The organism is Rhizobacter sp. (assembly GCF_032229685.1).
In the GTDB taxonomy this organism is placed as follows: domain Bacteria; phylum Pseudomonadota; class Gammaproteobacteria; order Burkholderiales; family Burkholderiaceae_C; genus LMDS01.
Map to the genome: position 1 here is coordinate 32,138 of NZ_JAVTWP010000030.1, position 16,928 is coordinate 49,065.

General features: G+C 67.9%; 17 protein-coding genes. 10 read left to right on the top strand and 7 right to left on the bottom strand.

The annotated features are described in order from the left end of the window. Positions 1 to 10: 10 nt before the first annotated feature. The 6 genes from AC30PD_RS10850 to AC30PD_RS10875 all read right to left on the bottom strand — a co-directional run bounded on the left by AC30PD_RS10850 (position 11) and on the right by AC30PD_RS10875 (position 6,605). Entirely contained in the window at positions 11 to 2,098 is a 2,088-nt protein-coding gene (locus AC30PD_RS10850) for an AsmA family protein (RefSeq protein WP_489535679.1), read from the bottom strand. An 85-nt stretch (positions 2,099 to 2,183) separates the two neighbouring features. Then, entirely contained in the window at positions 2,184 to 3,176 is a 993-nt protein-coding gene (locus tag AC30PD_RS10855) for a 2-hydroxyacid dehydrogenase (protein WP_489535680.1), read from the bottom strand. Positions 3,177 to 3,185: 9 nt separating this feature from the next. After that, positions 3,186 to 4,529: a sodium:proton antiporter gene (locus tag AC30PD_RS10860; RefSeq protein WP_489535681.1), complete on the bottom strand. Its 1,344-nt coding sequence runs from the start codon at positions 4,527 to 4,529 to the stop codon at positions 3,186 to 3,188. After that, positions 4,526 to 5,224 (bottom strand): nitroreductase, encoded by a 699-nt coding sequence (locus AC30PD_RS10865; RefSeq protein WP_489535682.1) that lies wholly within the window; start codon positions 5,222 to 5,224, stop codon positions 4,526 to 4,528. Before AC30PD_RS10865 ends, AC30PD_RS10860 begins: the two co-directional genes overlap by 4 nt. Continuing rightward, on the bottom strand, positions 5,221 to 5,673 hold the full coding sequence (locus AC30PD_RS10870; RefSeq protein ID WP_489535683.1) for an acyl-CoA thioesterase: 453 nt from the start codon (positions 5,671 to 5,673) through the stop codon (positions 5,221 to 5,223). Before AC30PD_RS10870 ends, AC30PD_RS10865 begins: the two co-directional genes overlap by 4 nt. Next, complete coding sequence (locus AC30PD_RS10875; protein ID WP_489535684.1) at positions 5,670 to 6,605, bottom strand: histone deacetylase family protein; 936 nt, start codon at positions 6,603 to 6,605, stop codon at positions 5,670 to 5,672. Before AC30PD_RS10875 ends, AC30PD_RS10870 begins: the two co-directional genes overlap by 4 nt. A 192-nt stretch (positions 6,606 to 6,797) precedes the next feature. On the opposite strand from AC30PD_RS10875, the gene phaP reads away from it, so the two are divergent. Continuing rightward, a complete protein-coding gene (gene phaP / locus AC30PD_RS10880; protein ID WP_489535685.1) occupies positions 6,798 to 7,343 on the top strand; it encodes a TIGR01841 family phasin in 546 nt (181 codons plus the stop codon). A gap of 205 nt (positions 7,344 to 7,548) precedes the next feature. Here phaP and AC30PD_RS10885 read toward each other — a convergent pair whose 3' ends face one another. After that, positions 7,549 to 8,457, bottom strand: coding sequence for a patatin-like phospholipase family protein (locus AC30PD_RS10885; RefSeq protein WP_489535845.1), 909 nt, complete (start codon positions 8,455 to 8,457; stop codon positions 7,549 to 7,551). Positions 8,458 to 8,649: 192 nt separating this feature from the next. Between AC30PD_RS10885 and AC30PD_RS10890 the strand changes: the two genes are divergently transcribed. The 9 genes from AC30PD_RS10890 to AC30PD_RS10930 all read left to right on the top strand — a co-directional run bounded on the left by AC30PD_RS10890 (position 8,650) and on the right by AC30PD_RS10930 (position 16,927). Continuing rightward, positions 8,650 to 9,417: a sulfite exporter TauE/SafE family protein gene (locus AC30PD_RS10890; protein ID WP_489535686.1), complete on the top strand. Its 768-nt coding sequence runs from the start codon at positions 8,650 to 8,652 to the stop codon at positions 9,415 to 9,417. A 4-nt stretch (positions 9,418 to 9,421) separates the two neighbouring features. Continuing rightward, complete coding sequence (locus tag AC30PD_RS10895) at positions 9,422 to 11,125, top strand: nitrite/sulfite reductase (RefSeq protein WP_489535687.1); 1,704 nt, start codon at positions 9,422 to 9,424, stop codon at positions 11,123 to 11,125. 10 nt (positions 11,126 to 11,135) lie between these two features. Next, the gene (locus AC30PD_RS10900) at positions 11,136 to 11,693 is read left to right on the top strand and encodes a DUF934 domain-containing protein (RefSeq protein ID WP_489535688.1); all 558 of its coding nucleotides are present in this window, start codon (positions 11,136 to 11,138) and stop codon (positions 11,691 to 11,693) included. Further along, on the top strand, positions 11,690 to 12,436 hold the full coding sequence (locus tag AC30PD_RS10905) for a phosphoadenylyl-sulfate reductase (RefSeq protein ID WP_489535689.1): 747 nt from the start codon (positions 11,690 to 11,692) through the stop codon (positions 12,434 to 12,436). The genes AC30PD_RS10900 and AC30PD_RS10905 overlap by 4 nt, the downstream gene beginning before the upstream one ends. Beyond that, positions 12,433 to 13,392 carry a sulfate adenylyltransferase subunit CysD gene (cysD, locus tag AC30PD_RS10910; protein WP_489535690.1) on the top strand — a complete coding sequence of 320 codons (960 nt, stop codon included), beginning with the start codon at positions 12,433 to 12,435 and terminating at the stop codon, positions 13,390 to 13,392. Before AC30PD_RS10905 ends, cysD begins: the two co-directional genes overlap by 4 nt. Beyond that, positions 13,392 to 14,708, top strand: a complete 1,317-nt coding sequence (locus AC30PD_RS10915) for a sulfate adenylyltransferase subunit 1 (protein ID WP_489535691.1) — start codon at positions 13,392 to 13,394, stop codon at positions 14,706 to 14,708. The genes cysD and AC30PD_RS10915 overlap by 1 nt, the downstream gene beginning before the upstream one ends. A gap of 8 nt (positions 14,709 to 14,716) precedes the next feature. Then, a complete protein-coding gene (cobA, locus tag AC30PD_RS10920; protein ID WP_489535692.1) occupies positions 14,717 to 15,472 on the top strand; it encodes a uroporphyrinogen-III C-methyltransferase in 756 nt (251 codons plus the stop codon). A 67-nt stretch (positions 15,473 to 15,539) separates the two neighbouring features. Beyond that, entirely contained in the window at positions 15,540 to 15,863 is a 324-nt protein-coding gene (fdxA, locus tag AC30PD_RS10925; RefSeq protein ID WP_489535693.1) for a ferredoxin FdxA, read from the top strand. Between the two features lie 5 nt (positions 15,864 to 15,868). Next, a complete protein-coding gene (locus tag AC30PD_RS10930) occupies positions 15,869 to 16,927 on the top strand; it encodes an NAD(P)/FAD-dependent oxidoreductase (protein ID WP_489535694.1) in 1,059 nt (352 codons plus the stop codon). Position 16,928 lies beyond the last annotated feature (1 nt).

Consider the following 16,928-nt stretch of genomic DNA (forward strand, 5'->3'; position numbering starts at 1 on the left):
AGTTCTTGTCCTACCCGCCGCGTTTGGCGGGCATGGCCGGCGCCGCGAGTGCAGGCCGGGCCTTGATGCGTTGCGACAGCGCGCGGCACGACTCGCCGCCCCGCTTCGCCTCGTCGCTGCTGCCGAAGTCGATGAGCGGTATCACCGCGGCCAGCGGGTTCAGCAAGCCCAGCAGCGCCGAAGCGCCGAGCCGCGTGCCGAGCCTGCCCTTGTCGACCGAGATGGCCGGGTCGGCGAAGGTGCCGCGCACATGCACCGGCGAGCGCAATGCGAGCGGGCTGAAGTCTTTGGGCGTGGTCACCACGCGCAGGTCGAGCGCTTCGGTGGCGAGCGACAGAGAACCGTCGACCCACAGCGTGGAGTCGGCCGTGTCGAGCACCATCGCGCGCGGCTTGAACAAGCCTTGATCCGCGACCAGATCGACGACGGTGCACTGGATCGGCAACGCGTCGTCGCCCTTGATCAGCAGGCCCAGGCCCTGGGCGATGTCGAGACCCGCGGCTTCGACCGCCAGGTGCGAGATCGTGCCGTCGACCACGTGCATGCGCGCCTCGCCACGCAGGCTGCCCAGAATCGCCGCCGTCGACTTGCCCTGCCCCGCCACGCGTGCGCGGCCATTCAGGCTGCCGGTGACGTAGGGCGGCGCGCCCTTGTCCTTGCGGTCTTGCTGGATCCAGCTTTCCAGGCGCACGCCGTCCCAGCGCAGGTCGGCCGTCCACAGCGCCTGCGCGTCGCTGCCGTCGAGCTGCACCGTGCCGAGCAGTCGGCCCTGGCCGGTGCGGGCTTCGAGTTCGCGCAAGGTGAGCACGCCGCCCGCCAGCACGAGGTGGGTGCGCAGCGGCTCGAGCGGCTGCAGCAGGCCATTGCCGAGATCGAGCTTGTCGATGGCGATCAGCACGTTCGCATCCATCGCGCGCAACGCCGGCAGATCGAACTCGCGGTCGGGCAGAACGTGCCCGCTTCGTTTGCCGGCGCGCGCCGGCGCAGAGGCTGGCGTGGCCACCGGCACAGCCCCTTTACGCACCGGCGTGCCGACGGCGGGGCCCAGATCGGCGAGCGCGAGCTTGGTGCCCGTGAGCCGGCCAGACAACAAAGGCAGGCGCGGGCGCGGGTCGAAGGTGAACGCGCCTGCCAGGCGGCTCGAGCCGATGCTGACCTCGTCGAACAACGCGTTCCAGACCAGCCCTTGCTTCGCGATCAGGCCTTCGGCGCGGAATGGCCCGGTCGTGGGCAAGGTCACGCGCAGCGGGTCTCCCACCGCGGCCAGCGAACTCCCCTGCACGACGAAGCGGCCCTTGAGCGCCGTGAGCTTCAGCGCATCGGTCGCGGTGCCCTTGAACGAGAGGCTGGCCGCCCCCGACTTCGCGGTCAGCGTGACCGGCAGAGCCACGGTTTCTGCGTCGTCGGCCACGACCGCGAGCACGCCGTTGCTCTGCATCTCCACGCTCATCGGCTGCCCGCGGTACTTGCCGGTGGCGTCGAGCTTCAGGCCGCTCGCGCCACCGCCGGCCGCCGCGAACGAACTGTCGGTGAGGGCGAACTTGCCGTCGAGCAGCATGTCGATGAATGCGTCGCGCACCGCCACCGTGCCGTTGCCGACCATCAGGCGGCCGAACGTCGGCAGGCGTGCGGGGGGTTCGGCCTGATCGGGTGTGTCGGTCTTGGCGCCGAACTGCCACGAGGCCTTGCCATCGCTCTGGCGCTCGAGCCGCAGGTCGAGCTCTGCAGCGCGCAACGCGCGGATGTGCAGCGGCGCGCCGAAGCCGGCCCGGATCAGGTCGCCGTAACCCAGGGTCAGCTGCGCGTCACGCGCCAGCAGCATGTGCGGCGCCGAGCTCCAGGCCGGCGCCCCGATCTCGATGTGCGCGGCCTCGACCTTCACGCCGCCGAGCAGATGGATCCGCAGTACGGGCTTGAGCGCGGCGTCGGCGCTGAAACTGACACGGCGGTCGATGGTCTGACCGACCCAGCGCTGCAAGGGCCCGCCCAGAAAAGGCCAGCCCGCCGATTCGCCCACGCCGAAGCCGATGGCCACAGCGGCCAGCAAGAAGGCCGCGATCAGGCGCCCGCGATATTTCTGGAAGGTGCCTGAAGTCATCTGGCCATGCTCGCACAGGCGCCAGCGCCCCGCCATCGGGGGGCAGGGGCTTGGCGTGTGGGTGTGTTCCTACACGCTGGGCCGGTCAAGCCAGCACTTCAGGGTTGAGCGCCGTCGGCGGCCGGCCCTTGTTCGGCCCGAAACCGAGCGCAGCGATCAGGTTGTCGGCCGCCAGGTTCGCCATCGCTCGGCGTGTGGGCAGGCTCGAGCTCGCGATGTGCGGCGTGAGTACCACGTTGGGCACGGTCAGCAGGTCAGGGTGAACGCTCGGCTCGCCTTCGAACACGTCGAGCCCGGCGGCGGCGATGCGCTTGTCGCGCAGGGCTTGCGCCAGCGCCGCGTCGTCGACGATGCCGCCGCGTGCGATGTTGGTCAGCGTGGCGGTGGGTTTCATCAGCGCCAGTTCGGCCGCGCCGACCAGGTGGTGCGAAGCAGCGCTGTAGGGCACGACGATCACGAGGTGGTCGGCCTCGCGCAGCAGGTCTTCCTTGCTCACGTAACGCGCGCCGAGCGCGGCTTCGGTGGCGGCGTCGAGGTGCGAACGGTTGTGGTAGATCACTTTCATGCCGAAGCCGAGCGCACCACGCTTCGCGATCGCTTGGCCGATGCGGCCCATGCCGAGCACGCCGAGGGTGGCGCCATGCACGTCGGCACCGGCGAACATGTCGAAGCTCCATTGCTTCCATTCGCCGCGGCGCAGGAAATGTTCGCTCTCGGTGATGCGGCGCGCGGTGGCCATCATCAGCGCGAAGCCGAAGTCGGCGGTGGTTTCGGTCAGCACGTCGGGCGAATTGCTCACCAGCACCTTGCGCGCGGTGCAGGCCGGCACGTCGATGTTGTTGTAGCCCACGGCCATGCTGCACACGGCGCGCAGTTGCGGGCAGGCGGCGAGCAGTTCGGCGTTCACGCTGCCGGTGCCGGTCATGAAGACACCGACCTTGCCCTGCAAACGCTTGACGAACTCGGCCTGCGGCCAGACCGTGTCGGTGTCGTTGGTCTCGACGTCGAAAAACTCGCGCAGGCGTTCCACCACCTCGGGGAAAACGGCGCGCGACAACAGGATGGCGGGGCGACTCATGAATACTCCTCAGCGAAACCAGATCAGGGTGATCAAGACGAACAGCGGTATCAATACCGCGCCCGACCACAGCATGTAGCCGAAAAAACTCGGCATGCGGATGCCACGGTCTTCGGCGATGGCCTTGACCATGAAGTTGGGCGCGTTGCCGATGTAGGTGTTGGCGCCCATGAAAACCGAACCGGCCGAGATGGCGGCGAGCGTGGTCGCCAGCGTGGTCATCAGCGTCGGCGCGTCACCCCCGGCGAGGTTGAAGAAAACGAGGTAGGTCGGCGCGTTGTCGAGGAAGGAGCTGAGCACGCCGCTGAACCAGAAGTAGGCCCAGGGCAGCGGCTGGCCGTCGGGCCCGGTCACCGCGCGCACCACGGCGGCGAAGGCACCGGCCTCGCCCACCTTCAGCATGGCGAGCACCGGGATCATCGTCAGGAAGATGCCGATGAAAAGCGTTGCCACTTCTTTCATCGGCGCCCACGAATACTCGTTGGCGGCACGCACGCCGGCCGGCGTGATGGCCAGCGAGACCAAGGTGACGAACACCAGCCCGCCGTCACGCACCAGTTGCGCCAGGCCGACCTCGGTGCCGAAGACCATGAACACCGTGGCCGGCTTCCAGAGGCCGCTCATCAGCACCAGCGCGATCACGGCCAGCAGCGGCAGCAGGTTGATGGCGCCGTCGAGGCCGATCGTCGGGTTGTCGGGGGTGGGGTCGACAGGCACGCAACCCTCCTTGACGTACCAGTGTCGGTCGATCACGTAGAAGATGATCAGGAGTGCGCCAACCAGGAACAGCGTCTCGGGGAAGATGTGCGCGGCGGTCCAGAAGAAGTCCACGCCTTTGAGAAAACCGAGGAACAGCGGCGGGTCGCCGAGCGGCGTGAGCGAGCCCGCGGCGTTGGCCACGATGAAGATGAAGAACACCATCACGTGGGCCACATGCCGGCGGTTGTCGTTGGCGCGGATCAGCGGGCGGATCATCAGCATGGCTGCGCCGGTGGTGCCCATGAAGCTCGCCAGCACCGCACCCATCGCCATCAGCGCCGTGTTCAGGCCCGGGCTTCCGTGCAGGTTGCCGCGCACGTAGATGCCCCCCGCCACAGTGAACAGCGCCGTCAGCAGCACGATGAACGGGATGTACTCGCCGAGCAGCGTGTGCGCCAGGCTGTGGCCGGCTTCGCCGACACCGAACATGATCGCAAACGGCACGAGAAAGGCGGCCGACCAGCCGAAGACGATCTTGCCCACGTGGTGGTGCCAGACCTTCGGTGCAAGCAAGGGCATCAGCGCGATCGACAGCAGCATGCCGGCGAACGGCAGGCCCCACCAGGCAGAGAGCTGACCAGCGTCGACGCTCATTCCAGAAAGCGCGTGAAGGCGCTCACCGGCTCGCGCTCGGTCACGAGCGTGTTCTCGACCGCGTTCGGGTCGGCGAAGCCGAGCGACATGCCGCACACGACTTGTTCGTTCTCAGGCGCGCCGATGTGCGCGCTGATGATGCGGTGGAACTGCATGAACGCGGCCTGCGGGCAGGTGTCGAGGCCGCGCCCGCGCGCCGCGACCATCACGCTCTGCAGGAACATGCCGTAGTCGAGCCAGCTGCCTTGGCGCATCACGCGGTCGATGGTGAACATCAGCCCGACCGGCGCGTCGAAGAAGTCGTAGTTGCGGCCGTGCTGCGCGTGCATGCGCGCCTTGTCGGCCTTGGCGATGCCGAGCAGGCCGTACAGGTCCCAGCCGACCTTGCGGCGCCGGTCGATGAACGGCGACTTCCATTCGGTCGGGTAATAGGCGTATTCCTCGCTGTGCTTCTCGCGCTCGACGGGGTCGTTGAAGACCGCCTGGATCTTGCGCGACAGGCTGGTCTTGGCCTCGCCGGTCAGCACGTAGACCTTCCACGGCTGCGTGTTGGTGCCCGAAGGCGAACGCGCCGCGACCGAAAGAATCGCTTCGATGCTGGCACGCGGCACCGGCGTGGGCAGAAAGGCGCGCAGCGAGCGGCGGGTGGTGATGGCAGCGTCGACGGCGGCGGTCTGTTCGGGGGTCGGGGTCACAGCAGTCCTTGCAGGGTTTGAACGAGCGGGGCGGGAAGCGCCGTCGAGCGGCGCGTGGCCCGGTCGACGTACACATGGACGAAGTGGCCGTGCGCCGCGGTCAGCGGCTGCCCGGCCGCGAACAGGCCGATCTCGTAGTGCACGCTCGACGAGCCGATGCGCGCGACACGCAGGCCGGCGTCCACCGGGTGCGGGAACGAGAGCGGCGCGAAGTAGTTGCAGTGCGTCTCGACGACCAGGCCGATCACCGGGCTGCGCTCGACGTCGAGTGCGCCGGCAGCGATGAGGTACTGGTTCACCACGGTGTCGAAGTAGCTGTAGTAGACGACGTTGTTGACGTGGCCGTAAGCATCGTTGTCCATCCAGCGGGTGGTGATCCCGGTGAAGTGGCGGTAGTCGGCGCGGGGGCGCGGTGCGGGGCGGGCGGGCGCAGTGCTGGGCTCGTTCATGGGGCCGCATTGTTCCATTGCCGCCAGCTGCCCAGCGCTTCGCGCAGCGTATTGAACTGGACCTGCACCGTGTCTTCGATGACCCGGCCGTAACCGCCGGCCATCGACAGTGCGACCGGAATGCGGCGCTCGCGGGCCGCCGCGAGCACGCGCCGGTCGCGTTCTGCCAGGCCTTCGGTTGTGAGCTTGAGGCGGCCGAGGCGGTCGCCTTCGTGCGGGTCGGCGCCGGCGAGGTAGAAGATCAGCTGCGGCGGGTTCGCGCCGTGGCGCGCCCAGAGCTCGCCCAGCGCCGCGTCGAGTGCGCGAAGGTAGTCGGTGTCGCCGCAACCGTCGGGCAGGTCGACGTCGAGGTCGCTGCTTTCCTTGCGGAACGGGAAGTTCTTCGCGCCGTGCATCGAGAGCGTGAACACCGTCGTGTCGTCGCGGAAGATCGATGCCGTGCCGTTGCCCTGGTGCACGTCGAGGTCGACCACGGCCACGCGCAGCAGCTGGCGGCGCGTGCGGTGCCACTCGGCCTGCATCAGGCGCGCGGCGACGGCCACGTCGTTGAAGACGCAGAAACCGCCGCCCTTGTCGGCCGTGGCGTGGTGCGTGCCACCGGCCAGGTTCGCCGCCACACCGTGGGCCAGGGCGGCGCGTGCCGCCAGGATCGTGGCGCCCACCGAGCGCCGGGCGCGTGCGACCATCGCTTCGCTCCACGGGAACCCGATCTCGCGCTGCTGGGCCGTGCTGAGCGTGCCGTCGATCACCGCGCTCAGGTAAGCGGGCGTGTGGGCCAGGGCCAGTTCGCCGTCGCTGGCTTCGAGTGCCTGGCCCATGCGGATCTCGGGCACACCGTAGAGGCGTTCGCGCAGCATGCGGTACTTGGGCATGGGAAAACGGTGGCCGGCCGGCAGCGGCAGGACGAACTGATCGGCATAGAACGCTTGCATCGGGAGGCGCGGCACAGGAGGTTCAGCCGATTGTGCCGACGCCTCCCGGTTAGAACCCGACCCCTAGATTGCTGCAATGCAGCAAAAACTCCTTGCAATGCGGGCAGGCGTCGATATACTTCAGTTCATGTTGCAGTGCAGCATTCAGCCGCAAAGCACTCCCTGAATCCGTTTCAACCACTGGAGATCCTCATGTCCTACATGACCGCCGAACAAGTCGCTACCGCCTACAAGTCGAACGTCGAAACCCTCTTCGGCCTGACCAGCAAGGCTTTCGAAGGCGTCGAGAAGCTCGTCGAACTGAACCTGCAAGTGGCCAAGGCCGCGATGGGCGAAGCTGCCGAAACCACCAAGGCCGCCCTGTCGGTGAAAGACGCGCAAGAACTGCTGGCCCTGCAAGCCGGCCTGCTGCAACCGGCCGCCGAAAAGGCTGCCGCCTACAGCCGCCACGTGTACGACATCGCTGCCGCCACCGGCGCCGAAGTGAGCAAGGCCGTGGAAGCCACCGCCTCGGAAGCGCAATCGAAGTTCCTGTCGGTCGTCGACAGCGCCGTCAAGAACGCACCGGCCGGCAGCGAGAACGCCGTCGCCCTGGTGAAGTCGGCTGTTGCCGCTGCCAACAACGCTTTCGAAGGCGTGCAGAAGGCCGTCAAGCAAGCGACCGACGCTGCTGAAGCGAACTTCCAGTCGCTGAGCGCCACCGCCGTCAAGGCCACCAAGGCCAAGCGCGCTGCCTGAGCTTTTCGAAGCCAGGCCTCTGGCGATCGGGCCGGGTAAACATTTGTTGCCCGCTTGAACTTTGCCGGGGAGTGGCCATCTGATGTGAACCATGGGCCCACGCCTGTGGTTTTCCTGAAGGTTGTCTCCTCGGTACCCTGATTCCTCCCTTCAAGGTACCTTTCGGCCCGGTGTTCGCACCGGGCCGTTTTGTTTTGCGCGCGCGTCAGAGCATCTTCTGCGCGATCTTCTCGCGCAGGGCCGCCAGCGCCGCGAGTGCGGCTTCGCGGCCCGCCTGGATCGAGCGCTTGCGCGAGGTGAAGTCGGCGCCCGACACACCAGGCAGCTTCGGTCGCAGCACCACGTCGGCATCACGCAGTTCGAAACTGTTGATGCTGCGCCCCATGATCGCGAAGGTCTGCAGCAGCATGCGCATCGGGTCGCCGGTGGCGTTGCCGTCGGGCGCGGCCGAGATGTCGACAGCGATCACCACCTCGGCGCCCATCTGCCGGGCGAAGCGCACCGGCACCGGCGACACGAGGCCGCCGTCCACATACTCGTGCGTGCCGATCCGCACCGGCTGGAACACCGCCGGCACCGCGCTCGACGCGCGCACCGCGACCCCCGGGTCGCCGACCTGGAACAGGATTGGCTGGCCGCTGTCGAGGTCGGTCGCCACGATGCCCAGCGGCGTGCGCATCTGCTCGATCGAACGCGCGCCGGTGTGGTCGCGCACGTATTTGGCCAGCGCCTCGCCGCGGATCAGGCCACGCCCGGGGAACGACCAGTCGGTGAAGGCCGATTCGTCCATCGAGTCGGCCAGCAGCGCCAGCTCCGCACCGCTCTTGCCTGACGCGTACAGCGCCGCCACGAGGCTGCCTGCCGACGTGCCCACCACCAGATCGGGCTTGATGCCGCTTTCTTCCAGCACCTGGATCACGCCGATGTGGGCGAACCCACGCGCCGCGCCACCACCCAATGCCAGGCCGATGCGGGGCGGGCGCGGCGGCGGCTTGGGCGCGGCCACGGCCGGCGGTGCAGCGGGTGGCGGCGCTTCGACGGCCACGGGCTTGGGCACGGTCGTGCACGCCGCGAGGGTGCTCGCCAGGCCGGCCAGCACCCAGCGCCGCCGCATCGACAGCCCGGGCTCCAGGCGCTCTTCCGTGTTCATCGGGGGATTCTAGAAGTCAGCACCGCGCCGGCTCTTCATTCTCATGAGGAATAAACATCCAACGAAAATGTAATTCCTTGGCATATGAAAGATCAGTACATTCCCTGCTCCCGAAGCGTGGGCGCACTCGCTTTCAGGCTTCGAACCGGGCATGTCATGGACTTCATTGCAATCTTGAGCGGTTTCGGCGTCGGCGCCATCGTCGGCATGACCGGCGTGGGCGGCGGCTCGCTGATGACGCCGCTGTTGCTGTCGGTCTTCAAGCTCAACCCGGCCGTGGCGATCGGCACCGACCTGTGGTTCGCCGCGGTCACCAAGACCGCCGGCTCGCTCTCGCACCACCAGGCCGGGCATGTGGACTGGCGCATCACACGCTGGCTGCTGGCCGGCAGCATCCCGGCGTCGCTCGCCACCATCGCGCTGATGCACTTCACCGGCATCACCAAGGGCTGGGCGAGTGCCCTCACCTTTTCACTCGGCATCGCGCTGCTGCTGACCGCCGTGACCGTCGCGTTCAAGCAGGTCTGGCACGGCATCGGCCTGCGCCTGGAGCGCTGGATCCCCGAGCACCGCAAGCCGCTGCTCACGCTTCTGTGCGGCCTGGTCCTCGGCGTGTTGGTGTCGCTGAGCTCGATCGGCGCCGGCGCGATCGGCGCCACGTTGATCATGCTGCTGTACCCGCGCCTCGAATCGCACCGGGTGGTGGGCACCGACATCGCCCACGCCGTGCCGCTCACCCTCGTGGCCGGCATCGGCCACGCCACGCTCGGGCACATCGACTGGCCACTGCTCGGCGCGCTGCTGATCGGCTCGATCCCGGGCATCTGGCTCGGCGCGCAACTCACCCGCAAGATGCCCGAAAAGCTGGTGCGCACGCTGCTGTGCGTGTCGCTGGTCGGCGCCGGACTCAAAGTGATCTCCTGACCTCATGTACCACTACACCGCCTTCGACAAACTCTTCGTGCACCAGCGTGCCGCGCAGTTCCGCGACCAGCTCGAGCGCCACCTCGCCGGCCACCTGCCCGACGAAGACTTCCGTGCGCTGCGCCTGCAAAACGGCTGGTACGTGCAGCGCCACGCGCCGATGCTGCGCATCGCCGTGCCCTACGGCGAGCTGAACTCGACGCAACTGCGCGCCTTCGGCCGCATCGCGCGCGAGTACGACCGCGGTTACGGCCACTTCACGACGCGGCAGAACATGCAGTTCAACTGGATCCCGCTCGAGCGCAGCGCCGACGTGATGGACCTGCTCGCCGACTTCGACATGCACGGCATCCAGACCAGCGGCAACTGCATCCGCAACACCACGAGCGACTGTTTCGCCGGCGTGGCCGCCGACGAAGCGATCGACCCGCGCCCCTACTGCGAAGTGCTGCGCCAGTGGAGCACGCTGCACCCGGAGTTCGCCTTCCTGCCGCGCAAGTTCAAGATCGCCGTCACCGGTGCCGCCGAAGACCGCGCTGCGACCGCGTGGCACGACATCGGCCTGCGCGTGCTGCGCAACTCCGCCGGCGAAGTCGGCTTCGAGGTGCGTGTGGGCGGTGGCATGGGTCGCACGCCGGTGATCGGCACCGTGATCCGCGAGTTCTTGCCCTGGCAGCAGATCCTCGTCTTCATCGAAGCGATCGTGCGCGTCTACAACAAGCACGGCCGGCGCGACAACATGTACAAGGCGCGCATCAAGATCCTGGTGAAGGCCGAAGGCCAGCGTTTCGTCGACGACGTGAACGAGGAGTTCGAGCACATCCTGAACGACGACGTGCAGGGCACGGCACACCTGATCCCGCAGGCCGAGTTCGACCGGGTCAATGCGAGCTTCGTCACTCCCGCCGGCGTGACACCGCGCGCCGCCGGCATGCCGGCCTGGGTGGCCCCGGCCGATGCGCCGGCCGGCTTCCAGCGCTGGCTGGAGCGCAACACGCACGCGCACAAAGTGCCCGGCTACCGCGCAGTGACCTTGTCGCTCAAGCGTGCCGGCCAGGCGCCGGGTGACGCGACCGACGTGCAGCTCGAAGCGGCGGCCGACCTGGCCGACCGCTACAGCTTCGGCGAGGCCCGCGTCTCGCACGACCAGAACCTGGTGCTGCCCTGGGTGCTCGAGACCGACCTGTTCGGCCTGTGGAACGCGGCGCGTGACGCCAGCTTCGCCACCCCCAACATCGGCCTGCTGACCGACATGATCGCCTGCCCCGGCGGCGACTTCTGCGCCTTGGCGAACGCCCGCTCGATCCCGATCGCCGAAGAGATCACGCAGCGTTTCGACGACATCGACACGCTCTACGACATCGGCGACATCGACCTGCACATCAGCGGCTGCATCAATTCGTGCGGCCACCACCACAGCGGCCACATCGGCATTCTCGGCGTCGACAAGGACGGCAAGGAGTGGTACCAGGTGTCGCTGGGCGGCTCCGACGGCTCGGCGCTCGCCACCACCGCCGTGGCCGGCAAGGTGATCGGGCCCTCGTTCGCCGCCGACGAAGTGGCCGACGTGCTCGAAGCCGTGATCGAGACCTACCGCGAACAGCGCGCGAACAACGAACGGTTCATCGACACCGTGAAGCGCGTCGGCCTCGACCCGTTCAAGACGGCGGCCAACGCCACGCGCCGCAGCACCGCGCAACCGGCTTGAAAGAATGACCATGAAGTTCATCGACTCCCGCAGCAAGCCGCGCGACCCGTGGCACACGATCGACGGCGACGACGGCCCGATGGTCACGCTCACGCCGGCACCGCACAGCCTGCTCACCTTGTTGCAATGGCACGGCGTGCGCAGCCATTGGCCCGAAGCCATGCCGGTCGGCGTGCTGCTGGCCAACGACGTGGAAGTGCGCGAGATCGCGGGCGACCTGCCGCGCCTGGCGCTCGTGGCGCTGCAGTTCCCGAAATGGGTCGACGGCCGCGCCTACAGCCAGGCCCATGTGCTGCGTTCGCGCTACCGCTTCGGCGGCGAAGTGCGCGCCACCGGCGAGGTGCTGGTCGACATGCTGCCGCTGCTGCAGCGCAGCGGGTTCACCGCCGTGCAGATGCGCGCCGACCAGTCGATCGACGCGGCGCAACGGGCACTCACGTTTTTCCCCGCGCACTACCAGGGTGACGTGGCGGACCCGCTGCCGCTCTTCGCCAAACCCGCGGGCACAGCCGAAGCGCTCGCGCGCAAGCCAGTGCACGAGTTCGTCAACGACGGAGCATCGATATGAGCGCCATCTCTCTGTACGCCAAGGCAACCGAAGGGTTCGACGAGCGTGTGGCCCACACGCTGGCTCTGCTGACCGAAGCGGCCGCCGCGCACCCGGGCAGCATCGTGCAGGCCACCAGCCTGGGCGCCGAAGACATGGTCATCACCGACCTGATCGCGCGACACAAGCTGCCCATCGCGATCGGCACGCTCGAGACCGGCATGCTGCATGCCGAGACGGTGTCGCTGGTGCTCAGCATCGAGTCACGCTACGGCCTGCAGGTCGAGGTCTACGAGCCGCGCAAGGAATCGGTGATCCAGTTCTTGGGCACGCACGGCGCCAAGGCGATGTACGAGAGCGTGGAGCTGCGCAAGGGCTGCTGCGCGATCCGCAAGCTGGAGCCGCTGTCGCGCATGCTCGACAAGCGCACCGCCTGGGTGACGGGCATGCGCCGCGAACAGTCCGACAACCGCGGCACCGTGCCCTTCAGCGAGCAGGACGACAAGGGCCGCGCCAAGTTCAACCCGCTGGCCGACTGGAGCTGGGCCGACGTGTGGCACTACATCCAATTGCACGACGTGCCCTACAACGCGCTGCACGACCAGTTCTTCCCGAGCATCGGCTGCGCGCCCTGCACCCGAGCCATCGCCGTGGGCGAGCCGTTCCGCGCCGGCCGCTGGTGGTGGGAAGACGAAGCCGCGAAAGAGTGCGGCCTGCATGTGCACGACGAACAACAGGTCTCGATGATCGGAGCCCACCAATGAACGCCGCCCTGAAGGTCGAGCAGCTGCTGCCGCAACTCGACCAGACGCACCTCGACTGGCTCGAAGAAGAAGCCATCTTCATCCTGCGCGAAACGGTGGCCGCGTTCGAGCGCCCTGCCCTGTTGTTCTCTGGCGGCAAGGACTCTTGCGTGGTGCTGCGCCTGGCCGAGAAGGCGTTCAAGAACCGCGACGCGACGGGCCAGTTCAAGGGCCGCCTGCCGTTCCCGCTGCTGCACGTGGACACCGGCCACAACTTCCCTGAAGTGATCGAGTTTCGCGACCGGCGTGTCGCCGAAATGGGCGAGCGCCTCGTCGTCGGCCACCTCGAAGACTCGATCAAGCGCGGCACCGTGCGCCTGAGCCACCCGCTCGAATCGCGCAACGGCCACCAGACGGTGGCCTTGCTCGAAGCGATCGAGGAGCACCGCTTCGACGTGTTGATGGGTGGCGCGCGTCGCGACGAAGAAAAGGCGCGCGCGAAAGAGCGCATCTTTTCGCACCGCGACAGCTTCGGCCAGTGGCTGCCGAAAGAGCAGCGCCCCGAACTCTGGACGCTGTTCAACACCCGCATCAAGCCCGGTGAACACATGCGCGCGTTCCCGATCAGCAACTGGACCGAGCTCGACGTGTGGCTCTACATCGCCCGCGAGAACATCCCGCTGCCGAACCTTTACTTCGCGCACGACCGCCAGGTGGTCCACCGCAAGGGCCTGCTCGTGCCGCTGACCGAAGTGACGCCGGTGTTGCCCGGCGAAACGGTCGTGACCGAACAGGTGCGCTTTCGCACCGTGGGCGACATGACCTGCACCTGCCCGGTCGAGAGCCCGGCCGAGAACGCCGCCGAGATCGTCGCAGAGACGCTCAAGGTCACCGTCAGCGAGCGCGGCGCCACGCGCATGGACGACCGCACGTCGGACGCTTCGATGGAACGCCGCAAGAAAGAGGGCTACTTCTGATGAACACGCACACCGCCCCACCGGTGCAAGACCACCGCGCGCTGCGCTTCCTCACCGCCGGCTCGGTCGACGACGGCAAGAGCACGCTGATCGGCCGGCTGCTGTACGACAGCCGCGCCATCCTGGCCGACCAGCTCGACACGCTGGAAAAGCGCGCCGCCGGTGCGCCCATCGACCTGTCGCTGCTGACCGACGGCCTGGAAGCCGAGCGCGAACAAGGCATCACGATCGACGTGGCCTATCGCTACTTTGCGACCAAGCAGCGCAAGTTCATCATCGCCGACGCACCCGGCCACGAGCAGTACACGCGCAACATGGTGACGGCCGCGGCCGGCAGCGACGCGGCGGTGGTGCTGGTCGACATCACGAAGCTCGACACCTCGTCGGCCACCGCGGCCAACCCGGTGAAGCTGCTCGCGCAGACGCGCCGCCATTCTCTGCTGGCGCAACTGCTGCGCGTGCCGAGCATCGTGTTCGCGGTCAACAAGCTCGATGCGGTCGACAAGCCGGCGCAAGCCTATGAAGCCGTGCGCGCCGCGCTGCTCGCGTTCGCCGAAGAGGCGAAGATGGAAGTCGCCGGCATCGTGCCGGTGTCGGCCCTGCGTGGCGACAACGTGACCCAGCCCCTCGATGCCGACTGGTACGACGGCCCGTCGCTGCTGCAACTGCTCGAGAGCCTGCCCACGGCGCAGGAGCGCAAGGTCGGCGATCTGCTCATCCCCGTGCAATACGTGGCCCGTGACGACGGTCAAACGGTGAGTGGTGGCACCGGCGAACAGCCACGCACGCTGTGGGGCCGCATCGCCCACGGCAGCGTGAAGGCGGGCGACGAAGTGCAGTTGTTCCCGAGCAAGCAGAAGGCCATCGTCGCCGAAGTGCGCGTGGCGGGCTCGCTGGTGCAGAGCGCCGCAGCGGGCCAGTCGGCCGGCATCACCCTCGATCGCCAGCTCGACGTGTCGCGCGGCGACTGGATCTCGACACCCGGCGCGGTGCAGGAGACGAACCGCTTCTCGGCCACGCTCGCCTGGCTCGACACCGAGCCCGCCGTCGTCGGCCGCAAGTACCAGGTGCGGCACGGCAATCGCTGGGTGCAGGCGCGCATCGCAGCGATCGACAGCCGGCTCGATATCCATTCGCTGCAGGCGACCGATGCGCACGAGTTGAACGTGAACGAGATCGGCCATGTGCACATCGAGACGCAGCAGCCGTTGCCGATCGAGGCCTACGAAACCAACCGCGTCGGCGGCGCCTTGATCATCGTCGACCCGGCCAGCAACCGCACCAGCGGCGCGCTGCTCGTCAAGGCAGCAGCGTAAGCACGCCCATGGGCCACGTGATCTTCATCGGTGCCGGCCCCGGCGCGGCCGACCTGATCACCGTGCGCGGCGCGCAGCGCTTGGCGCTCGCCGACGTGGTGCTCTTCGACGCGCTCACCGACCCCGCCTTGCGCGCCTTCGCGCCGCAAGCGCGCTGGGTCCACGTGGGCAAGCGCGGCTTCGCCGACAGCACCGGCCAGAGCACGATCAACGCACTGCTCGTGAAACACGCGCGCGCGGCGAACGTGGTCGTGCGTCTGAAGGGCGGCGACCCCAGCGTGTTCGGCCGGCTCGAAGAAGAGCTGGAAGCCATGGCGGCGGCGGGCATCGCCTGCGAGGTGGTGCCCGGAGTGACGTCTGCCCTCGCCGCTGCCGCGTCCACGCTGCGCCCGCTCACGCGCCGTGGCAGCGGCCGCAGCGTGAGCCTGACCACGGCCATGACACGCGAAGGCTCGCTGACCGCCACACGAACGGCCGACACCGAGGTTTTCTACATGGCCGGCAGGCAACTCGCCGCATTGGGGCGCCGCTTGATCGCGGCAGGGTGGCCCGCAGACACGCCCGCCAGCGTGGTCTCGCGCGCCGGCTGGCCCGACCGCCTTTGCAGTGACCACCGGGTCGACGCGCTGGCCGATGCCACCGTGTTGCACGCCGGCCGGCCCACGGTCGTGACGGTCGGTGCGGGCGCGGTGCCACTGGCCGCGCCCGTCTCGACGCAGGGAGCCTCCAGCCCCGCCTTCGCGGCCGACACCACGAAGCCGTAAAATCACCGTCTTCGCCGCTGGTGCAGTGCAGTGTGCCGCGACCCCAACACCACCCAAGAGCCCAGACATGACCCACGTCGTTCTCGAATCGTGCATCCGCTGCAAGTACACCGACTGCGTGGACGTGTGCCCGGTCGACTGCTTCCGCGAAGGCCCGAACTTCCTCACGATCGACCCCGACGAGTGCATCGACTGCGCGGTGTGCATCCCCGAGTGCCCGGTCAACGCGATCGTGCCTGAAGAAGACGTGCCCGGCGACCAGCAGCACATGATCAAGCTCAACGCCGACCTGGCGAAGAACTGGCCCAGCATCACCAAGCGCAAGGCCCCGCAGCCCGACGCCGATGACTGGAAAGACAAGACCGGCAAGCTCGGCGAACTGATCAAGTAGCCTTCGTGGCAGCCGGCAGCGACAGCTCTGCGCCGATCGAGACCGATGCCGTCGTCATCGGCGCCGGGCCGGTCGGCCTGTTCCAGGTGTTCGAGCTCGGGCTGCTGGAAATCAAGGCGCATGTGATCGACTCGCTGCCGGCGCCCGGCGGCCAGTGCATCGAGCTCTACGCCGACAAGCCGATCTACGACATACCCGGCACGCCCGTGTGCAGCGGGCGCGAGCTGGTAGAGCGCCTGCTGAAGCAGATCGAGCCGTTCGACACCCCGTTCCACCTGGGCCAGCAGGTCGACCGCGTGCAGCGGCAGGCCGATGGGCGCTTCCGGGTCGAGACCTCGGCGGGCACCGCGCTGCTGGCCAAGACGGTCTTCATCGCCGGCGGCGTGGGTTCGTTTCAGCCACGCCGCTTGAAGATCGAAGGGCTCGCCGCCTTCGAAGGCACACAACTGCTCTACGGCGTGCCTTCCACGTCGCTGGCAGGCCAGCGTGTGGTGGTGATCGGTGACGGCGACGCGGCGCTGGAATGTGCCCTTTCGCTCAGGAAACAACGCGCCAACGTCACGCTGATGCACCGCCGCGACGAGTTCAAGGCGGCAGCCGCGACCATCGATGCCGTGCGCCAGCTTCGCGCACAACAGCAGCTGGCGTTCATCGCCGCACAGACCGTCGGCATCGAACAGGCCGAAGGTCGACTGACGGCGCTGCAAGTGGCCACCGCCGAAGGCGACACCCGCACCTTGCCCGTCGACACCCTGATCGTGCTGACCGGTCTGAGCCCCAAGCTCGGCCCCATCGCCGACTGGGGCCTGGCGCTCGAGCGCAAGCAGTTGATGGTCGACACCGAGAAGTTCGAGACCAGCGTGCCCGGCATCTTTGCGGTGGGCGACGTGAACAGCTATCCGGGCAAGAAGAAGCTGATCCTGTGCGGCTTTCACGAAGCGGCGCTCGCAGCCTTCGGCGCCGCTGCGCACGTGTTCCCGGGCAAGCCGGTGCACCTGGAGTACACGACCACCAGCCCGCGCCTGCACAAGGCGCTCGGCGTCGCGCCGATCACTGAGTCATAAT

Excerpts from the sequence above, each read along its gene's own strand:
- AC30PD_RS10850 (WP_489535679.1), bottom strand. The coding sequence starts at position 2,098 with ATGACTTCAGGCACCTTCCAGAAATATCGCGGGCGCCTGATCGCGGCC.
- AC30PD_RS10855 (WP_489535680.1), bottom strand. The coding sequence starts at position 3,176 with ATGAGTCGCCCCGCCATCCTGTTGTCGCGCGCCGTTTTCCCCGAGGTG.
- AC30PD_RS10860 (WP_489535681.1), bottom strand. The coding sequence starts at position 4,529 with ATGAGCGTCGACGCTGGTCAGCTCTCTGCCTGGTGGGGCCTGCCGTTC.
- AC30PD_RS10870 (WP_489535683.1), bottom strand. The coding sequence starts at position 5,673 with ATGAACGAGCCCAGCACTGCGCCCGCCCGCCCCGCACCGCGCCCCCGC.
- AC30PD_RS10875 (WP_489535684.1), bottom strand. The coding sequence starts at position 6,605 with ATGCAAGCGTTCTATGCCGATCAGTTCGTCCTGCCGCTGCCGGCCGGC.
- phaP (WP_489535685.1), top strand. The coding sequence starts at position 6,798 with ATGTCCTACATGACCGCCGAACAAGTCGCTACCGCCTACAAGTCGAAC.
- AC30PD_RS10885 (WP_489535845.1), bottom strand. The coding sequence starts at position 8,457 with ATGCGGCGGCGCTGGGTGCTGGCCGGCCTGGCGAGCACCCTCGCGGCG.
- AC30PD_RS10890 (WP_489535686.1), top strand. The coding sequence starts at position 8,650 with ATGGACTTCATTGCAATCTTGAGCGGTTTCGGCGTCGGCGCCATCGTC.
- AC30PD_RS10895 (WP_489535687.1), top strand. The coding sequence starts at position 9,422 with ATGTACCACTACACCGCCTTCGACAAACTCTTCGTGCACCAGCGTGCC.
- AC30PD_RS10900 (WP_489535688.1), top strand. The coding sequence starts at position 11,136 with ATGAAGTTCATCGACTCCCGCAGCAAGCCGCGCGACCCGTGGCACACG.
- AC30PD_RS10905 (WP_489535689.1), top strand. The coding sequence starts at position 11,690 with ATGAGCGCCATCTCTCTGTACGCCAAGGCAACCGAAGGGTTCGACGAG.
- cysD (WP_489535690.1), top strand. The coding sequence starts at position 12,433 with ATGAACGCCGCCCTGAAGGTCGAGCAGCTGCTGCCGCAACTCGACCAG.
- AC30PD_RS10915 (WP_489535691.1), top strand. The coding sequence starts at position 13,392 with ATGAACACGCACACCGCCCCACCGGTGCAAGACCACCGCGCGCTGCGC.
- cobA (WP_489535692.1), top strand. The coding sequence starts at position 14,717 with ATGGGCCACGTGATCTTCATCGGTGCCGGCCCCGGCGCGGCCGACCTG.
- fdxA (WP_489535693.1), top strand. The coding sequence starts at position 15,540 with ATGACCCACGTCGTTCTCGAATCGTGCATCCGCTGCAAGTACACCGAC.